We start from the raw sequence: 17,153 nt of genomic DNA, 5'->3' as shown, positions 1-17,153 counted from the left end.
ACTGATATTAATTTTTTATCGCCTTAATCCAAAACCAGAGACCCCTTTAGTTCCACTGGAGACATATATCTAAAAATAAAATATGAACACCAATTATTTACATAAAAATAAAACACGAACTAGTGACATAAATAAAACTAAATTATACAAACCGTTATTTTAAGTTAGTAGTTAGATGTAGCTTTATTTCCAGTTGAAATGAAGGGGCAGGTAGTATTCATAATACCATTAGTTTTCCAGTTGAAATAAAGGGGTGATTTACCGGGGGGTTAATTGTTATAAAATATTCTCTCGTTATAATATAAGCAATGAGTGACATCATAGATAGTATTTTATCAACCCTGAAAAAGGGTAGGATTTTTAGGTCACGTGATTTATTATTACCTGACTATATACCTGAAGCCTTACCTCATAGGGAAGACCAAATTAGAAAGCTAGTAGAGATCCTAGCTCCCATTACAAGATCTGAAAAACCTAGCAATGTTTTCATATATGGTCTTACTGGTACCGGGAAGACTGCTGTAACGAGGTTTGTGTTAAGTAACCTACAAAGAAAATTTCCATCAAAGTTCACATTTATATATATAAATACAAGACAGAATGATACACCTTACAGGATATTAGCAGATGTATTGGAAGCTTTGGGGATCCGCGTTCCATTTACAGGTCTATCGACTGCAGAATTATTCAAAAGATTTGTAAAAAGACTCAACACATTTCAAACAATTGTTTTAATCACCTTGGATGAGATTGACGCACTTGTGAAAAAACATGGTGATGATATTCTGTACAGATTGACTAGAATCAATTATGATTTATCTACGAGTAAAGTCTCTGTTATCGGGATTACAAACGATGTTAAGATGGTTGAGAATTTAGATCCTAGGGTAAAGAGTAGCCTAGGGGAAGAGGAAATAATATTTCCACCTTATAATGCAGAGCAGTTAGAGGATATACTAAAGCAAAGATCTAAAATTGCCTTAAATGAAGGAGTGATTTCAGAGGAGGTAATTAAACTATGCGCAGCTTTAGCTGCGAGAGACCACGGGGATGCAAGGAGGGCTTTGGATCTGCTTAGAGTTTCAGGGGAAATTGCAGAGAGGGAGGGAAGAGATTTAATTACAGCTGATGATGTAAACAGGGCAAGAATAGAGCTAGAAAGGGATAGAGTTTATGAAGTTATATCGACTTTGCCTTTTCACTCTAAGCTGGTTCTCATATCGATTGTTTTAGGCTTAAACTCTAATTCGACGTTGACCACAGGAGAAGTTTATGATATATACATAAAATTAGCAGGTAAATTAGGAGTTGAAAGCATAACACAAAGAAGAGTTAGTGATATAATAAACGAGCTTGATATGGTAGGAATAATTACTGCGAGAGTGGTAAACAGAGGAAGGTATGGTAAGACTAAAGAGATTAGTTTAGCTGTAAGCAAAGATATAGTTATTAAATCTATAAAAGAAAGTGATGAGAGAATTGGTAGTTTGTGGAGTAGATGATGGTTATTTTCCTTTATCGTATAAGGGTGGTAAGGGTAAAACAATCTTACTATCTTCGTTCTTTCAAAGTTTCAACCTAATTGATATTGATTTTGATTATATCACTGTAGATGGTGAGGACGGAAATACTATATTTAAGAGTATAACAAAAGGATGCAATGTTACTTTTTTAGATGGTGTGGTATACGGAGGTTTTAATTATATAACTCCTGATAAAAATTATATCATCTTTTACTCCAAGATGCCAAACGTTGCTAGTATAGATAGAGCATTGATGAAGCATTTTCCTCTGAGAAGAGACAAAATAATTTCCTTCTTACAAAATTTAACTGCATTACCTACGAGACAAGGGACAGTATATATTAATACAGACATGGAGCTGAGTCTTTGTAAAGAATTGATAGAGAGGTATCAGTTGTTCACTTCTACTCCTATTCCGATAAAAGTATCTCATGAGCTAGCTAGTAGTTTATCAAAGTTTATATTCAAGAGGAGAACTGTATAAAGTATCACATTTTCTATAGACCAGCAATTGACCTAAGTCTCTCATCACCATGTATCTCTAATAGATAATCCAATACTGATTTTGGAACAAGTTTTTTCCACTCCTCATTTCCTTCTATAATATAACGCCTAATAAGAGTGGAATTATATTTATGTCTATCAAAGGGCGGTGGCTGTAAAACCTCTACATTTGCCTCTTTGAACAATCTATTTACTAATGGATTCCTAGAAATTATTACGTCAAAGTTAGGTGCAAATGTTTTTATATGTGAGACCCAAACGCTGTTCATCATTATATCTGGTATTGGTATTATGTAGACTTTTGACAGATCTAAATTTTCTTTGTCCAGCGTTCTTCTTATCATTTCTATACGTTCTCCTGCAGTAAATGGATTGGATAGTGTATGACTCTCCTGAGCACTTCCTATAACTATGATTAATTCATCAACATGTTTCATTGACCATTTTACAACCTCTAAGTGACCTATGTGGAATGGTTGGAATCTTCCTGGATATAAGCCTCTATGCAAACATCTTCACCTTCTTTTACTCCCAAAATATTTGAAGCACTGCTCATATTAATTCCAATCTCTATAAATCCGTAACCATTGCTGTATAAAACTAATTCATTTTCCTTTCCTTCTGCGAACGTTCTCACAACTCTTAGTTCTAATTGTTTGTCTCTAAGCGAAACTAAAGCTTTCTCTCCCGTTCTTAACTTCACATTACGAATAGTTGTAGCAATATTTCCAAAATGATCAATATACACTATTTTTCCACAGGCTTTCACTTTATTTTCATTTATTCTTTCCAATGTATAAGAAAAGTCCAATTTTACAATTTCAGATTTACTAATCTCCTCTCCAAATACATTTAGATCTACGCCAACTGAAATATAACTTGCGACTGGGGCGAAAATATCTCTACCGTGAAAAGTATTTGATATAGATTCTGATAGGTAGAATTTTTTATTTGATATTCGTATAATTTTGTCTATATTATCTTCAACTATGGTGGGATATAATACACCATTATCTGGAGCGACAAAATAATAGTTATTAGTCTTAACTAGTATTGCATTTCTTTGTGTTCCGACGCCAGGGTCTACTATTACCAAAAAGATAGTGTTTTTCTTAAAATATCTATACGATGTATTAAGTAAATAGGCTCCTGTAAATATATTGAAGTTCTTAGCGTTAGGAGTTATGTAGGTTATGTCTATATCGGGATTTATTTTCCTAATTACTCCCTCTAAGGTTCCATTGTAATTATCCGAAACTCCATAGTCAGTGAGTATTGCTATTGTTCGTCTTTTTAGCATGTTCTACTAGTAATTCTAAGTAAGATTTAATAGTTTTTTCATATTGAATCTGATGTTTTTTTACAAATTCGTCCACGAATGAAATAAGTTCTTTTTCAGTTTTATTAATCCCTTCTATTTCTATGAATTCTCCCAATTCCTTTATCGAATCTAACGAAATTATGAAATCGGCATATTTATAATTTTTTCGTATTTTTTCCACTTGAAAAGATCTTATGAAACCTAGCTTTCGTAGAATTAGATCCATTTTATGGAGATCACTAACCTCTACTTCAATTTCTTCTCTAGTTTTCGTCTCTTTGGACTGTTTAGGTCCCTTATAAGTTAGAATGACTTTCCCATTCGTGTTTCTTAATCTTAATGCCTCATCGCTTTTTCTAAAGTCCCTTATAGGGTTATTATAATATATGTCTATTTGATGTTCTTCATTGATAAAGGTGTAATTGTTTCTTATTCTCTCCTCTATTTCTTCTAAAGAAGGGCTTATTACCCTTAGTTTAATCTCTCTTTCTATATACGACATGAATATACATTTGAAAGAGTATATTAAAAAATATGACAAGTTATTTTCATTATCCCCTTCCTATCAAGCAGTCAGACTAAGTAATAAGTATGGCTTTTTGGACTATATGGTTGAGAGATATATACACATGTTTGACAGCCTCGAAGATGCGGAAAGCTTTATGAGATCCTGTACAGTTCCCTTAGAGGAAAGTATAAGGTGTAATGACCTAGTAACCACATGTAGTACGATGGAATATAGATTAGAGGAAAAGAATTTCGAGCTGGAGAAGGTCCAATGGCTACCTCATGGGTATAGAGTTATTAAAAAACCTAATAAACCTAGCTTGGGTGCAACTGTAGAATATCTAAACGGTTACTATTATATTCAGGGATTGGCTTCTATGGTTCCTGCATATGTCCTAAATCCTCATGAAGAAGATACAGTTCTTGATATGGCTGCTGCACCAGGCGGTAAAACCACTCAACTAGCTCAACTTATGAAAAATAAGGGCTTAATAATAGCAACAGAAAAATCTAGAAGAAGAGCACGAAGTCTGATTTCGAATATTAATAGAATGCATGCAAGAAATATTATTTTAATAAGAAGTGATGCTAGCACATTATCTAAAACAAGAATAAAATTTTCGAAGATTCTTTTAGATGCACCGTGTAGTGGGGAGGGGATTATCTTTAAGGATACCGAGAGAAGGAAGAAGACTTCGCTTAGTGATTTAAAGAACTTTAGTTTAACTCAAATGGGTCTTCTAACCATAGGGTATGATTTATTGGACAAGAATGGGATACTAGTCTATTCTACTTGTAGTATAGCTCCCGAGGAGGATGAATTAGTGGTAAATTATGGGATTGAAGAACTTGGTTTTAGAGCTATTAAAATAAGCGGATATCCTGCAGATAAAGGAATTAGTGAATTTAGGGGAGTAAAGTTTAGTCATGATGTTAATAATTGTATTAGATTTTATCCCCATGAGCATGGTACAGAGGGGTTCTTCGTTTGCGCTCTTCAAAAAGACTAAATTTCATTGTTTTGGACAAATCTAGATTAATAGAATTATTACACCCAATATATAAAAAATATAACTGTAATGAAGAGTATTCATTTCTAGAGAATAAGCTTATAATAAAATTCAAATCTTCCTTTGAGCAAATAGAAATTATAGAGAATAATTCTAAAGTTAGAGAAGTCTTGGATGAGTTAGAAAAAATTGGCTTATTTCCGTATAGTGTTGGTGAGCCTATTATTTTAAAAAAGGGTAAAGACGTAAGACCATTAATTCCTCTAGCTAAATATCTCTCCCAGGTATGTAAAAATAAATTGATACTAAAATCTAAATTGGCGGAGAAAATTACGTATGGAAAAACTGTAAGACTCAGCCTAGGTTCTTTAAAAATAAAAGAAGGTTCATATTTAGTCTATAATGAGAAAAATGATTTTATATGCTATTCAAATGTTAAAATAGATAAGAAAGGCATTAAGATAATACCTGAGTTAGATATAGGTTGGTATTTAAGGAAGGGTGGCTAAATATTTATTAGATACAATAACATACATGAATCTTTAGATAAGTTGGATATGTGGTGAAATTATGTCTAATGATGGAAAAAAGGTTAAGAGTCTTTCAGATTTATCTGGGGTAGGTCAAAATATACTTAATAAATTAGTAGAAGCTGGCTATTCGTCGTTAGAAGCAGTTGCTGTGGCAACTCCTCAAGATCTTAGTGTTGCTGCTGGAATACCACAAACTACAGCACAGAGAATAATTAAAGAAGCTCGTGAAGCTTTAGATATAAGGTTCAAGACAGCATTGGAAGTGAAGAAAGAAAGAATGAATACCAAGAAGATAACCACTGGCAGCCAGGCATTAGATGGTTTATTGGGTGGTGGAATAGAGACAAGAACTATGACCGAATTTTTTGGTGAATTTGGTTCAGGGAAAACGCAGTTATGTCATCAGATAAGTATTAGTGTTCAACTTCCTCAAGAGAAAGGTGGACTAAATGGTAAGGCTGTATATATAGATACGGAAGGTACTTTTAGATGGGAGAGGATTGAAGCAATGGCAAAAGGAGCAGGATTAGAGTCCGATATTGCTATGAATAACATTTACTATATGAGGGCTATAAATAGCGATCACCAAATGGCTATAGTTGATGATCTTCAGGAATTGATCACTAAAGATCCTGCTATTAAGTTGATTATTGTAGATTCAATAACATCTCACTTTAGAGCTGAATATCCTGGAAGAGAGAATCTTGCTGTGAGGCAACAAAAGTTAAACAAACATTTACATCAATTAGTTAGACTAGCTGAAATGTATGATATAGCAGTAATAATAACTAATCAGGTTATGGCTAGACCAGATATGTTTTATGGTGATCCTACCACTGCTGTAGGAGGACATACACTATATCATGTTCCCGGAATAAGAGTACAACTTAAGAAAAGTAGAGGAAATAAAAGGATAGCTAGAATAGTAGATGCACCACATCTGCCAGAAGGAGAGGTAGTATTTGCTATAACTGAAGAAGGAGTTAGAGATGCTGAAGAGTGAAGAAACTTATTTTTAATTCCCATAACTTATTACTTTTATGGATATTTTATGGGCTCCTTGGAGATCAAAATATGTAACTTCTGCTTCAAAAATAAAAAATGAGAAAGAACCTTGCATATTTTGTAATTTTGCATATGATAGATCAAGAGACAGAGAAAATAAGGTGGTTTTTAGAGCTACCTATTCGTATATAGTTCTAAACACATTTCCGTATAATCCAGGTCATATCATGATTGTCCCATATAAACATGTTAGCAGCGTAGAATTACTTGATGATAATGAACTTACTGAACTTTTCAAGATGGTGAGGACAAGTATAAAGAAATTAAGAAGAGTGTACTCGCCTGATGGATTTAATATTGGTATAAATATAGGTAGGGTTGCAGGGGCTGGAATAGAACAACATGTACATATACATATTGTGCCTAGATGGAATGGTGATGCTAATTTTATGCCAGTTATAGGAAATGCAAAAGTATTGCCTGAATCTCTTGAAGATACCTATAATAAGTTATATTTAGAATATACTAAGGATGAGGAGGTCCTCGATCGCTGAGTGATGAGGAGAGCAGGGGTTTTCCTGATGAGTTATCTTAATTATTTTGATCAAATAGTTAAAGTTCATGAATCAATAAAACAATATATTCATAAAACTCCACTAGATTATTCTTCCACGTTTTCTAATATTGCAGGAGCTAAAGTTTATCTTAAGATGGAGAATCTGCAAAAGACTGGTTCATTTAAAGTAAGAGGTGCTTTCTCTAAGCTAATTAGCCTTTCGCAAGCTGAAAGAGAAAGAGGAGTAATAGCAGTATCTGCGGGCAATCATGCACAGGGTGTAGCATACGCTGCAAGCGTCTTAGGGATTAAATCTACTGTTGTTATGCCTGAGACTGCTCCTATATCAAAATATTTAGCTACGAAAAATTATGGAGCTAATGTTATTCTTCATGGAAAGTTTTTACATGAAAGTATGAAAAAAGCTGAAGAGATAATAAGGGAAACTAACGCTGTTTTAGTTCATCCATATGATGATTTAAATGTAATATTAGGTCAAGGAACTCTGGGACTAGAATTGCTCGAAGCAGAACCTGATGTTGTTGTAGTACCAATAGGAGGAGGGGGTCTAATATCCGGAATATCTATTGCATTAAAAGCTAAAAGGAACAATCTAAAAGTTATAGGTGTACAGTCTTCTGCATCACCGTCTATGAAGGTATCAGTAGAGTTAGGAAGATTAGTTGAAATTGAGCCATCTTTTTCTATAGCTGATGGAATTCTAGTAAAAAATCCATCAAAGATAACCTATGAAGTGATAAGTGAGTTAGTTGACGATATAGTTTTAGTTGATGATGAAGATATAGCCAACGCAATACTATATCTATTAGAAAGAAATAAAACCATAGCAGAGGGCGCTGGGGCTGCAAGTGTTGCTGCGATTATCTCAGGAAAGATAAAAGTAGGTAATGGTAAAAAGGTAATTCCAATAATTAGTGGAGGAAATATAGATATGTCATTGCTTGCTAGGATTATAGATAGAATGCTTTTCAAATCTAAAAGAGTAGTGAAAGTTAAAGTATTGGTTCCAGATAAACCTGGTTATTTAAATAGAGTATTAAGTAGAGTAGCACAAATTAGAGGGAATGTGATTGATGTAATTCATGATAGAATGAGTACTGATGTCAAGCCTGGTTTCACGAAAATCCATGTAGTATTTGAGATCCCTGTTAGTGAAAGTTTATCGGAATTCTTATATTCATTGGCATTAGACGGTATTGAAGCAACCTTGGTAGAGTAAAGTTTTTATACCAAACTTCACTCAGACTGTTGATCCAAATGGAATTTACTATCTAGGTCCTAAAGGTAGTTTTTCGTACGAGGTAGCAGAAAGTTTTACCGGAGAGAAAATAGGCGTAAAGACGATAACAGAGATTTTCAAAAGTGTTAATCAGAACTCAAATAGTATAGGTGTTGTACCTATCGAAAATAGTAAAGAAGGTCCAGTACACGAGTCATTAGACAATTTATTCAAATACGAGAATATTTATGTTAATTATGAAGTAGAAAAAAACATAAATCTTGTAATCGCTTCCAATCAAGCAATAAATTCCATTAAAGATGTGAAAAAAATCTATTCTCATCCTCATGCGATTCAAGAAGCCAAAGAAAAACTAGAAGAACTAGGCTTACATAATATAATTCCTGTCGAGAGTACGTCTATTGCAGCAAAATATGCATCAGAAGATAAAGATGCTGCTGCAATATGTTCAAGATACGCTGCTCAGATAAATAATCTGAATATTTTATTAGAAAACGTGGAAAATGGGGTAAATTTAACTAGATTTGTAATAATTTCTAATAGGTTTAAAATATCTGGAGAAAAGACAATGATATTCTTCACTATACCTCACAAGCCTGGATCTCTGTACAAAGTATTAGAAAGATTTTATGTAAATAACATTAATCTTACAATGATATATTCTAGACCATTAAAAGTAGAACCATGGAAATATTATTTTTATGTAGAATTTGAGGGAGGATTAAACGAGGATAAAGTAGATAGTGCGATAAAGGAAATATCTCAGATAACTCTCTCGGTAAAGATTAAAGGGTCTATGTCTAAATTACAATACCCGGTTTAAGATTGTCCAGACTAAATAGCAACATATAGCTTTTTGCATTACTAATTTCAATTGCTTTTTTAGCTGTCTCAAAAATCAAGTTCTTATTTCTAGCGTGTATCATAGCGTAGCATAAGTAATCCCATTCTTTGTCTGCTTCTCTTAGCACTACATGAGTAGCTTCTTTTAATTTTGTAGCTATGTTGTAACAAGAGCTCTCTATATCATCAGAATTTAATAAAAACATAGCATTTTCTACTATTCCTATTCTTTCTCCATTTACAGTGGCTCCATAATCCTTTATTACCCCTTTCTCTTTTAATTCTTTAATTAACTCGACTATTTCCGATTCTGTTAGATTAAATTTCTTAGATATCTTTTCGAAGGGTTTTTCTACTATAGGTAATGGGTATGATAGATCAGTAAGTAGATCTTTTTGTATTCCTAGTTCATCTGCAGTGGGTACTTTTTCTCTCAGACTATCATTTTCACTATAAGAGATTCCTCTTAATACATCATATTTTACGCTTAGTTTAAGCGTCTTCTTTGAATACAATATTACGTAATCGTTGCAGTTAACTTGGTTCATTAAAAGACGAATTTTTTCATTCAGTTTTTCCTTATTTTCAGCCTTTAATACGTACCATATATTATATCTAGGATGATTTCTTACAAAGTTATGAGTCAGTTCCTTTATTTCAAGTGCAATTTTTCGAAATTTTTCTATCTGTTCTAATGGTATATTAGATGCTATTAATGCTCCTTCCATGCCTTTAGCTCTAAAACTAATATACATACCAATTCTTTTTATAATTTCTAGATGTTTAAGTCTTTTAATTCTTTCTAATACAAGCTCTTCAGATAAACCTAATTTTTCTCCAATTTTTGCAAATGGTCTTTCGTCTACAGGAAAATTGTACTCTAGCTCCATTATAAGTTGCAAATCCGTTTTATCCAAACTCATAATATTACATCAGATTAAAGAAACTAAAAAATAGTTTTCATAATAAACCTAGTTTTCTTCCTATGCCTCTGGCTGCAAGAATGCCGGTAGCTGCTGCAATATTAATACCTCTTGAGAGTCCCACACCGTCTCCGGCTACAAATAAATTGTCTACTACGGTTTCCATATTACTATCTACTACGGCTTTCATACTGTAATATTTTATTTCAGGTGCATAAAGCAATGTATTCGAGGAGTACATTCCAGGGGCTATATTATCTAATCTCTCTAATCCCTCTATTAGGTTACTGACTACTCTATAAGGAAGACCCATACTAATATCACCTGGAGTTACTTCTCTCAATGTAGGTTTTACTGTGGATCTGCTTATTCTTTCCCATGTGCTTCTTCTGCCTTTTTCAAAGTCTATTAATCGTTGTATTATCGGTTTTTCTCCTCCTAATCTGGTCATAAGTCTTGCTATACTTTTTCCATATTCTACTGTATCTTCTAAAGGATCTGACAATTTAATTGTGGTTAGAAAGGCGAAATTAGTGTTGTTACTTTTCTTATCTGCAAAAGTTTGTCCATTAACGCCTATTGTTCTATCGTCATATACTTCTTTCATTATAAATCCTCTAGGGTTTACGCAAAATGTTCTTACTTTATCATCATACTTCTTAGAATATAGAATTACTTTTGGATCCCATACTGCACTTGTTAGCTCTTCCATAACAAATGCCTCTACTTCTACTCTTACTCCTATGTCTAAGGGTCCCGGTGCCATGTCGACTCCTAACTTTTTAGCCTGATCTAAGAACCATTTAGCACCTGCTCTACCCGGTGCAGCCAGTATTGTTTTAGCCTCAATTTCCTCTTTTCTATTAGTTTTTAGTACAAAATGATCTGCTTTTTTCTGTATTTCAAAAACCTCTGTTAACTCTGCTACGTTTATTCCATTATTTTCTATGTATTTTTGAATGTTTTCTATAACCATGGGAGTCTTATCAGTTCCTATATGTCTTTGCCTTATTGGAACAAATTCAGCTCCAACTTTCGCAGCTCTTTTTTGAATTTCCCTAGTTCTTTCCATATTTGGTTCAAATAATCTGTCTTTTGGTGCACCAAACTTGACTAGTATATCGTCAACATAGTTTATCAACTCTTGTGCTTTGTCCCAGCTTCTCATTATTTCATGAAGCTCTCCGCCTACATCAGGTCTTAGATTTATTATACCGCTACTGTAAGCCCCTGCTCCACCTATACCGTAGGTTATATTACATGGTTCACAGAAAGTACATTTCTCTTTTGGTGTCAACAACGGACAAGTTCTTCTCAATGCTCTAAGTCCCTTATCTACCAACAACACTTTCAGACGTTCCTTTGTACTGAATGTAGTAAATTCATATGCAGCTAATAATCCAGCAGGACCAGCTCCTATTATTACTACATCATATAACACGTTTACTCACCTATTTTCTCGGTTCTTAGATCTATTACATCTAAGGCATCTTCACCTGTTCCTATTAGTGTAATAGGAACTTTCAACTCTGTCTCTAATTCCTCAATCCATTTCTTAGCATTCGATGGTAGTTTTTGATATTCCCTTACACCTTTAGCATCCTTAAATATTGTATCAAGTTTAGTTATCGCTATTTGTGTTGCAGAGTTTATTTTAAGCGATTCCTTAGCAAGCTTTACATTAAATGGTGCACTTCTTCTTTTTCTTCCGGTTACTGTTGCAACTTCAGCTATTCCCATTTTCTGGGCTTCCTCCCAGCTAATTTCGCCTTCTAGTGGTCCCTCTCCTACTCTAGTTACATAAGATTTGAAAACCACAATTATTTCATCTACATATTTTGGTCCTATTCCTGCTTCGCTCAATATTCCTGAAGCAGTAGTATTTCTACTTGTGGTATAAGGATATTCGCCATGATATAAGCTCAGAAAAGTACCTTGAGTACCTTCAACTAGTATGTTATCTCCTCTTTCTATACCCAGTAACAATTCCTCAGGCACATTTATTAAATATTTCTCAAGTTCTCTATAATCCTTGGCAAGTTTCAGTTTTCTCAAAACTCTTTTTGCTTCAGCATAGCCTACTCCCTGCCCTGTACTACCTATATTTTTTATTAAATATTCGTCACTTCTCTCTTCCTTTATTTCTTCATCTGTTATTATACCTACATGTGGATCTATGTATAGTCTATCTAAACTATCAGTTTCTTTAGCCTCATTAAACAGCAGATTGATAGAAGTAAGAGCACCTGGAGCTAGAAATAATTTAACATTCTTGTTAACAAATAGAGAGGGAATTATTCTTACTTTCCACTGTCTCCCATTATAACTTACAGTATGTCCCGCATTTATAGAACCAGTTCTTACTCCGATACTTGGAGAATCCTTAAGACCTAAATAGGCAACAATTTTACCTTTTCCTTCATCTCCAAAAAAACCGCCTACTACTACGCTTAACATCAGGCACCGTTTTGATTACTCTTGAGCGTGAATATATAAACTTTGTCTAACTGCATTCATAATTATAAATACGTTGTTTTATTAATGAATTATATATAAAGGGAAAGGCTAATTCATAATTATAAATACTAAGACGTTATCAATTCTAGTCTATTATTATTTATAGCCTCTTTAATTTCCATTGCTATTCTTCTACCTAAACTTACAGGTCTTCCAAAATATAATTTAGAATACTGGCTTCCTACACCCATAAATGCATTAGTTCCTCCACCTATTCTAGGTGCGACATCAAATACTACTAGATCGAGTTCAGGTGTAGCCATTGCCTGTAACGTGAAGGGACCAATTATACCTGGCGGTTCCAGAGTTTTTGTAGCATTTATAAAGGAATATCCTATTTCAAATACTTTTTCCAATAAACTTTCTCTAATTGTGGCTGGTTCATGACCAACCTCAATATATCTAGGTAATCTTGATAGCTTTATCTGTATTTCTGCAGGTAATCGATAAAATGTATCAAGATCACTTTGTATTCTTCTATCAATACTTATTAGTTCTACTCTTTCATGCAAAGGACTATAGAAATAATTTAAATTAAAATGAGCACCTAATATATATTCTTCTATTATCATATTTTTTATTGCTTCATCGTCTATTATTCCCACTTTCAATAGAGTATTAAGTTTCTCTTCAAAGTCCTTCCTATTTGCAGCTATAAAGAATCCTCTTTCTACACGCCTTTTGGCTTCAGGTAATTTAACTATTACAGGAACGTCAACCTCTTCAGGTTTAAATATTTTAGGTCTTTTTATCTTAGCATGATCCAATATTTTGTAGTAATTCTTATTTCCAAGTCTCTCTTCCCATCTCAGAATTTTTCTATTACCAAAAAATTTTGTTTTCATTTTTTCTAAGTTATCATAACCCACATATACTGCTAAACTTCTATTTGGAACCATTAATGCGTTATTCTCCACAAGTAAATTGTCTATTTTTTCTGATGATATTTCCTTAAAATCCTCTAGTAAGACACATTTATCTACAATTCTCTTAAATTCCAGGTAAGCTCTCTCCCTTCCTTTTTTACATAAAGCTATAGTTTCAAATCCTTCATCTTTAGCTCCATCAAAAACATCTAACGCCGAATGACTTGCTAAAGTTGCAATTTTCAAACTCATGTAAATATCACCTCAAGTTTGTTACTATTTAATGCTAATCTTATTTCTCTGGATATTCTTCTTCCTACGCTCATTGGTTCATCCCAGTAAAGCCAGCTATATGGGCTTCCTGCTATGTATAAGTTAGTTCCAGCAACGATTCTTCCAGAGAATTCAAAAACTACTATGGAACCGTCATCCTTTACTACAGATTCAAGGCAAAATGGTCCAATCATTCCGGGAGGCACAACTTCCTTTACTGTATTAACAAAAGACATTCCATAATCATATACTTTTGGCAATAAACTTTCTCGTGCAACAGCAGGTATGTTTCCTACTACAACAAACGTAGGATCTGCAAGATTCTCAGGTAGCCTCCTTAATCCGTCAACATTTGTCTCATATCTAATATCAATTCCGGTTATTTCCAATCTATTTAGGATTGGGCTATAAAAGAATTGAAAATACATTGGTACTCCTATTACATATTCCTGAATTATTACGTCATTCACATCTTTTATTAATTTAGAAGAAATGAGTCTATTAAGACCTTCTTTGACCTCACTTTTAGTTTTAGCTATAAAATAGCCCTTTCCCCCTTTTGCACCGGGCAATTTTACTATAACTAGTCTATCGACATCTTCTACGTTTTCAAATTCTTCTGGTACTTGTATTCCTGATCTTCTAAGTAAGCTCATTTTTTTCTTTTGATTTGATTCCCACGCAAATAAGTTTCTATTTCCAAAAATTTTTGTGGTTATTTTACTAACTCTTTCACTTCCCACATACTCAACCAAACTACCATGGGGAATTAGAGCTCCCCTATTAGAGTATTTATTAACAAATTCTACAGCCTCATCTTCATTATTATATCCTAGTATTTCATCTATGAAGCTGAATTGTGAGTAAAAATTTACTCTATTTTTGGGGGTAATTTGAACTGTCTTAAATCCTTCTTTTTTAGCTCCATGTAAAATTTGTAATGATGAATGACTTCCTATAGTTAGGACTGTATCCATACGAGCTTATATTTATTTATTGTAAATATAATTTATTATGCGTGGACGACGACATCTGTGTATTGGAATGGAGATATGGCAGTAAAGAAATGAGACAATTATTTAGCAGAAAAAACATCGTAAAAACTATGGCTGAAGTAGAAATAGCCCTATTATACGCATTAAGTAAACTAGGATTAATTAAAGAAACTGACGTTAAAAAAGTAGAAGATATAATAGATAAGATAGACTTGAATAGGGTTGACGAATTAGAGAGGAAGCTGGGTCATGATGTTATGGCTTTGACAGTTCATATGGCAGAATTATCTGGAGAAGCTGGAGATTTTATACATTTTGGAGCTACGAGTAATGACATTATTGACACTACTAATGCAATAATTGTAAAAAAAGCATTAGAAATTGTAAAGAAAAAACTACGAGATGTAATAACCATACTTATTGAATATAGTAGGAAATATAAAGATACAATAATGGTAGGTAGAACTCATGGACAACATGCACTGCCCATAACTCTAGGATTTAAATTTGCTAATTATGTTTATGAGTATTCAAGATCGTTAGAGAGAATTTATGAGCTAGAAAAAAGAGTTGTTAGGATAAAGATGGCTGGTGCGGTAGGTACTATGGCGGCTTGGAAGGGACATGGAACTACTATAGAAAAATATGTATCAGAAAGATTGGGAATACCAAGTCATATAATAACCACTCAGGTAACGCCTAGAGATGGTTTTGCGGAACTTATTTCTGATTTGGCAATACTTGGTTCCCAACTAGATAGATTTGCATTAGAACTTAGAGAGTTAATGAGACCTGAAATTAGAGAGTTAGCGGAAGGAGACGCTTCAAAAAGGGTCGGAAGTAGTACAATGCCTCAGAAGGAGAATCCTGTAAATGCAGAGAAAATAAGTGGTTTAGCTAAAGTACTTAGAGGTTTAGTAATCTCTGAGATGGAGAATATACCCCTGTGGCATGAGAGGGATTTGACTAATAGTTCTTCTGAAAGGATAATAATATCGCATTCATTTCTAATTATAGATGAAATGCTAGATAGTATGTTAAAAATTTTAAAGAACCTGGTCGTGAATCAAGATCAGATGCAAAAGAATCTTTCGCTAAGCAAAGGTCTCACTATGGCGGAAAGTTTAATGATAAATTTAACATTAAATGGTATGCCAAGACATAAAGCTCATGAATTGACTATGGAGTTATCACGAATAGCCTCAAATACAGGAAAGTCATTACTGGAAGTTGCCAAAGAAAACGAAACGGTTATGAAAATAATAGGTGATGAAAATAAAATTAAAGAAGTCCTAAATCCCTCAAAATATCTAGGAGAATATGAAAAATTAATAGAGAGAGCAATTTCTTACGCAGAAGAAATTCTTAACACATACGTATAAATTTATAATTTTACCTTCATTAATTATGAATGCCGCCGTAGCTCAGCACGGTCAGAGCGCCGGCCTCGTAAGGCCTAAGTAAGAAGTGATCCAGGACAGCCGGTGGTCCCGGGTTCAAATCCCGGCGGCGGCTTCCCAGGTGCTATATAAATGCATTCTGAACATGAAATAATTAAGAATCTCGTATCAAGATACGTGAGTGATAATGCTACAAATGACGATGTTTATGTGGAAGGAAAAAACATGTATAAAATTGATGGCTTTCAATTATCTTATGAGTTTAATTTTTTGGAGTCTTATGATATAGGCTGGAGATCGGTGATAGGAGTAATAAGTGATATATTATCTAAAGGAGGTTCACCAAAATTTTTCCTAGCCTCTCTGGGACTGAATAAAAATAGATTAAAAGAGATAGAAAATATATTGAAAGGGATAAGTGATGCGATAAATTATTATAAAGGAAGTTATGTGGGTGGTGATACTAATTCTAGTGATAATAATGGATGGATTGACATAGTTGGAATAGGAGAAGCAGTATGTTACAAAAGCGTAGATAATATAAAAAGAGGGGACAAAGTAATAATTACATCGCCTATAGGTTATAATTCAATAATCTTTATATCTTATGTAAATAATTGGAAGATATCGATTCCATTGAAATACAAACTAAAGTATAAACATCCTATAGTAAATCCGCATTTACAAGATATATTTAGCCAGAACTGTGATAATATTCATTATTCGCTAGATATAAGTGATGGTCTCATAGTGTCATTATATAATTTGGTTGAGAGATCTAAGTTAGGTATTGAAATTACTAAAATGCCTGTTTCAGAAGAAGTATTAAACATAGCAAATAATTATAAAATAAGATTGCTAGATTTGTTAAAATTTTCAGGGGAAGAATACGAGTCTATATTTGTAGTAGATAAAGATTCTTATCACAAAATTATAAATCAAATGAAGCTATTAGGGCTTAATCCGGTAGTTTTTGGGGAAATAAGTGATAGGCAAGGAGTGTATTTTAATGGCGAGTTGATTAGAAAAACAGGCTGGGACAATTTTTTGGGATGGTTTTAACCAAATTAGAATAAAAGTTGGTGAAATAGTTTATATATTCTTAATCGAGAGTGA

At 33.4% G+C, this 17,153-nt stretch carries 18 protein-coding genes and 1 tRNA gene; 11 read left to right on the top strand and 8 right to left on the bottom strand.

What is annotated here, in order from left to right; all coding sequences use genetic code 11:
* Positions 1–308: 308 nt before the first annotated feature.
* Together SACI_RS03440 and SACI_RS03435 are read left to right on the top strand one after the other, a co-directional pair.
* Positions 309–1,502, top strand: coding sequence for a Cdc6/Cdc18 family protein (locus tag SACI_RS03440; protein WP_011277603.1), 1,194 nt, complete (start codon positions 309–311; stop codon positions 1,500–1,502).
* Positions 1,471–2,007, top strand: coding sequence for a DUF99 family protein (locus tag SACI_RS03435; protein ID WP_011277602.1), 537 nt, complete (start codon positions 1,471–1,473; stop codon positions 2,005–2,007). Before SACI_RS03440 ends, SACI_RS03435 begins: the two co-directional genes overlap by 32 nt.
* A gap of 13 nt (positions 2,008–2,020) precedes the next feature.
* Here the strand turns inward: SACI_RS03435 and SACI_RS03430 are convergent, their stop codons facing one another.
* From SACI_RS03430 to cyaB, 3 genes are read right to left on the bottom strand one after another with little or no spacing between them, the layout of a single operon-like run.
* Positions 2,021–2,536, bottom strand: coding sequence for a nicotinamide-nucleotide adenylyltransferase (locus SACI_RS03430; protein ID WP_011277601.1), 516 nt, complete (start codon positions 2,534–2,536; stop codon positions 2,021–2,023).
* Entirely contained in the window at positions 2,491–3,327 is an 837-nt protein-coding gene (locus tag SACI_RS03425) for an SAM hydrolase/SAM-dependent halogenase family protein (RefSeq protein WP_011277600.1), read from the bottom strand. Before SACI_RS03425 ends, SACI_RS03430 begins: the two co-directional genes overlap by 46 nt.
* Positions 3,293–3,850, bottom strand: coding sequence for a class IV adenylate cyclase (cyaB, locus tag SACI_RS03420; protein WP_011277599.1), 558 nt, complete (start codon positions 3,848–3,850; stop codon positions 3,293–3,295). Before cyaB ends, SACI_RS03425 begins: the two co-directional genes overlap by 35 nt.
* On the opposite strand from cyaB, the gene SACI_RS03415 reads away from it, so the two are divergent.
* The 6 genes from SACI_RS03415 (at position 3,849) to SACI_RS03390 (ending at position 9,043) form a co-directional block, all read left to right on the top strand.
* Positions 3,849–4,865, top strand: coding sequence for an RsmB/NOP family class I SAM-dependent RNA methyltransferase (locus SACI_RS03415; protein WP_015385477.1), 1,017 nt, complete (start codon positions 3,849–3,851; stop codon positions 4,863–4,865). The genes cyaB and SACI_RS03415 overlap by 2 nt on opposite strands.
* 11 nt (positions 4,866–4,876) lie before the next feature.
* Entirely contained in the window at positions 4,877–5,374 is a 498-nt protein-coding gene (locus tag SACI_RS03410; protein WP_011277597.1) for a hypothetical protein, read from the top strand.
* Positions 5,375–5,435: 61 nt separating this feature from the next.
* Positions 5,436–6,401, top strand: coding sequence for a DNA repair and recombination protein RadA (gene radA, locus SACI_RS03405; protein ID WP_011277596.1), 966 nt, complete (start codon positions 5,436–5,438; stop codon positions 6,399–6,401).
* Positions 6,402–6,438: 37 nt separating this feature from the next.
* On the top strand, positions 6,439–6,957 hold the full coding sequence (locus SACI_RS03400; RefSeq protein WP_011277595.1) for an HIT family protein: 519 nt from the start codon (positions 6,439–6,441) through the stop codon (positions 6,955–6,957).
* A gap of 27 nt (positions 6,958–6,984) precedes the next feature.
* Positions 6,985–8,199 carry a threonine ammonia-lyase gene (ilvA, locus tag SACI_RS03395; RefSeq protein WP_011277594.1) on the top strand — a complete coding sequence of 405 codons (1,215 nt, stop codon included), beginning with the start codon at positions 6,985–6,987 and terminating at the stop codon, positions 8,197–8,199.
* A gap of 7 nt (positions 8,200–8,206) precedes the next feature.
* Entirely contained in the window at positions 8,207–9,043 is an 837-nt protein-coding gene (locus tag SACI_RS03390; protein WP_176586678.1) for a prephenate dehydratase, read from the top strand.
* On the opposite strand, the gene SACI_RS03385 is transcribed toward SACI_RS03390, so the two are convergent.
* The 5 genes from SACI_RS03385 to SACI_RS03365 all read right to left on the bottom strand — a co-directional run bounded on the left by SACI_RS03385 (position 9,021) and on the right by SACI_RS03365 (position 14,619).
* Complete coding sequence (locus SACI_RS03385; RefSeq protein WP_011277592.1) at positions 9,021–9,986, bottom strand: AsnC family transcriptional regulator; 966 nt, start codon at positions 9,984–9,986, stop codon at positions 9,021–9,023. The genes SACI_RS03390 and SACI_RS03385 overlap by 23 nt on opposite strands.
* A gap of 37 nt (positions 9,987–10,023) precedes the next feature.
* A complete protein-coding gene (locus tag SACI_RS03380) occupies positions 10,024–11,427 on the bottom strand; it encodes an NAD(P)/FAD-dependent oxidoreductase (protein WP_011277591.1) in 1,404 nt (467 codons plus the stop codon).
* A 2-nt stretch (positions 11,428–11,429) separates the two neighbouring features.
* Positions 11,430–12,443, bottom strand: a complete 1,014-nt coding sequence (locus SACI_RS03375) for an adenylosuccinate synthetase (protein WP_011277590.1) — start codon at positions 12,441–12,443, stop codon at positions 11,430–11,432.
* Between the two features lie 128 nt (positions 12,444–12,571).
* The gene (locus SACI_RS03370) at positions 12,572–13,621 is read right to left on the bottom strand and encodes a formate--phosphoribosylaminoimidazolecarboxamide ligase family protein (RefSeq protein ID WP_011277589.1); all 1,050 of its coding nucleotides are present in this window, start codon (positions 13,619–13,621) and stop codon (positions 12,572–12,574) included.
* Entirely contained in the window at positions 13,618–14,619 is a 1,002-nt protein-coding gene (locus tag SACI_RS03365) for a formate--phosphoribosylaminoimidazolecarboxamide ligase (RefSeq protein WP_011277588.1), read from the bottom strand. The genes SACI_RS03370 and SACI_RS03365 overlap by 4 nt, the downstream gene beginning before the upstream one ends.
* Before the next feature lie 41 nt (positions 14,620–14,660).
* On the opposite strand from SACI_RS03365, the gene purB reads away from it, so the two are divergent.
* The 3 genes from purB (at position 14,661) to SACI_RS03350 (ending at position 17,099) form a co-directional block, all read left to right on the top strand.
* Entirely contained in the window at positions 14,661–16,019 is a 1,359-nt protein-coding gene (gene purB, locus SACI_RS03360; RefSeq protein WP_011277587.1) for an adenylosuccinate lyase, read from the top strand.
* Between the two features lie 31 nt (positions 16,020–16,050).
* Positions 16,051–16,152, top strand: a tRNA-Thr gene (locus tag SACI_RS03355).
* 17 nt (positions 16,153–16,169) lie between these two features.
* Complete coding sequence (locus tag SACI_RS03350; protein WP_015385473.1) at positions 16,170–17,099, top strand: thiamine-phosphate kinase; 930 nt, start codon at positions 16,170–16,172, stop codon at positions 17,097–17,099.
* Positions 17,100–17,153 lie beyond the last annotated feature (54 nt).

It is taken from the genome of Sulfolobus acidocaldarius DSM 639, assembly GCF_000012285.1.
In the GTDB taxonomy this organism is placed as follows: Archaea; Thermoproteota; Thermoprotei_A; order Sulfolobales; family Sulfolobaceae; genus Sulfolobus; species Sulfolobus acidocaldarius.
Note: the sequence above shows the minus strand (reverse complement) of the source record. Positions and strands in the feature narration are given on the sequence as shown.

Coding starts and splice junctions, on each gene's coding strand:
- radA (WP_011277596.1), top strand. CDS start 5,436: ATGTCTAATGATGGAAAAAAGGTTAAGAGTCTTTCAGATTTATCTGGG.
- SACI_RS03350 (WP_015385473.1), top strand. CDS start 16,170: ATGCATTCTGAACATGAAATAATTAAGAATCTCGTATCAAGATACGTG.
- SACI_RS03365 (WP_011277588.1), bottom strand. CDS start 14,619: ATGGATACAGTCCTAACTATAGGAAGTCATTCATCATTACAAATTTTA.
- SACI_RS03400 (WP_011277595.1), top strand. CDS start 6,439: ATGGATATTTTATGGGCTCCTTGGAGATCAAAATATGTAACTTCTGCT.
- SACI_RS03440 (WP_011277603.1), top strand. CDS start 309: ATGAGTGACATCATAGATAGTATTTTATCAACCCTGAAAAAGGGTAGG.
- SACI_RS03370 (WP_011277589.1), bottom strand. CDS start 13,621: ATGAGTTTGAAAATTGCAACTTTAGCAAGTCATTCGGCGTTAGATGTT.
- SACI_RS03425 (WP_011277600.1), bottom strand. CDS start 3,327: ATGCTAAAAAGACGAACAATAGCAATACTCACTGACTATGGAGTTTCG.
- SACI_RS03385 (WP_011277592.1), bottom strand. CDS start 9,986: ATGAGTTTGGATAAAACGGATTTGCAACTTATAATGGAGCTAGAGTAC.
- ilvA (WP_011277594.1), top strand. CDS start 6,985: ATGAGTTATCTTAATTATTTTGATCAAATAGTTAAAGTTCATGAATCA.
- SACI_RS03415 (WP_015385477.1), top strand. CDS start 3,849: ATGAATATACATTTGAAAGAGTATATTAAAAAATATGACAAGTTATTT.
- SACI_RS03375 (WP_011277590.1), bottom strand. CDS start 12,443: ATGTTAAGCGTAGTAGTAGGCGGTTTTTTTGGAGATGAAGGAAAAGGT.
- SACI_RS03435 (WP_011277602.1), top strand. CDS start 1,471: ATGAGAGAATTGGTAGTTTGTGGAGTAGATGATGGTTATTTTCCTTTA.
- cyaB (WP_011277599.1), bottom strand. CDS start 3,850: ATGTCGTATATAGAAAGAGAGATTAAACTAAGGGTAATAAGCCCTTCT.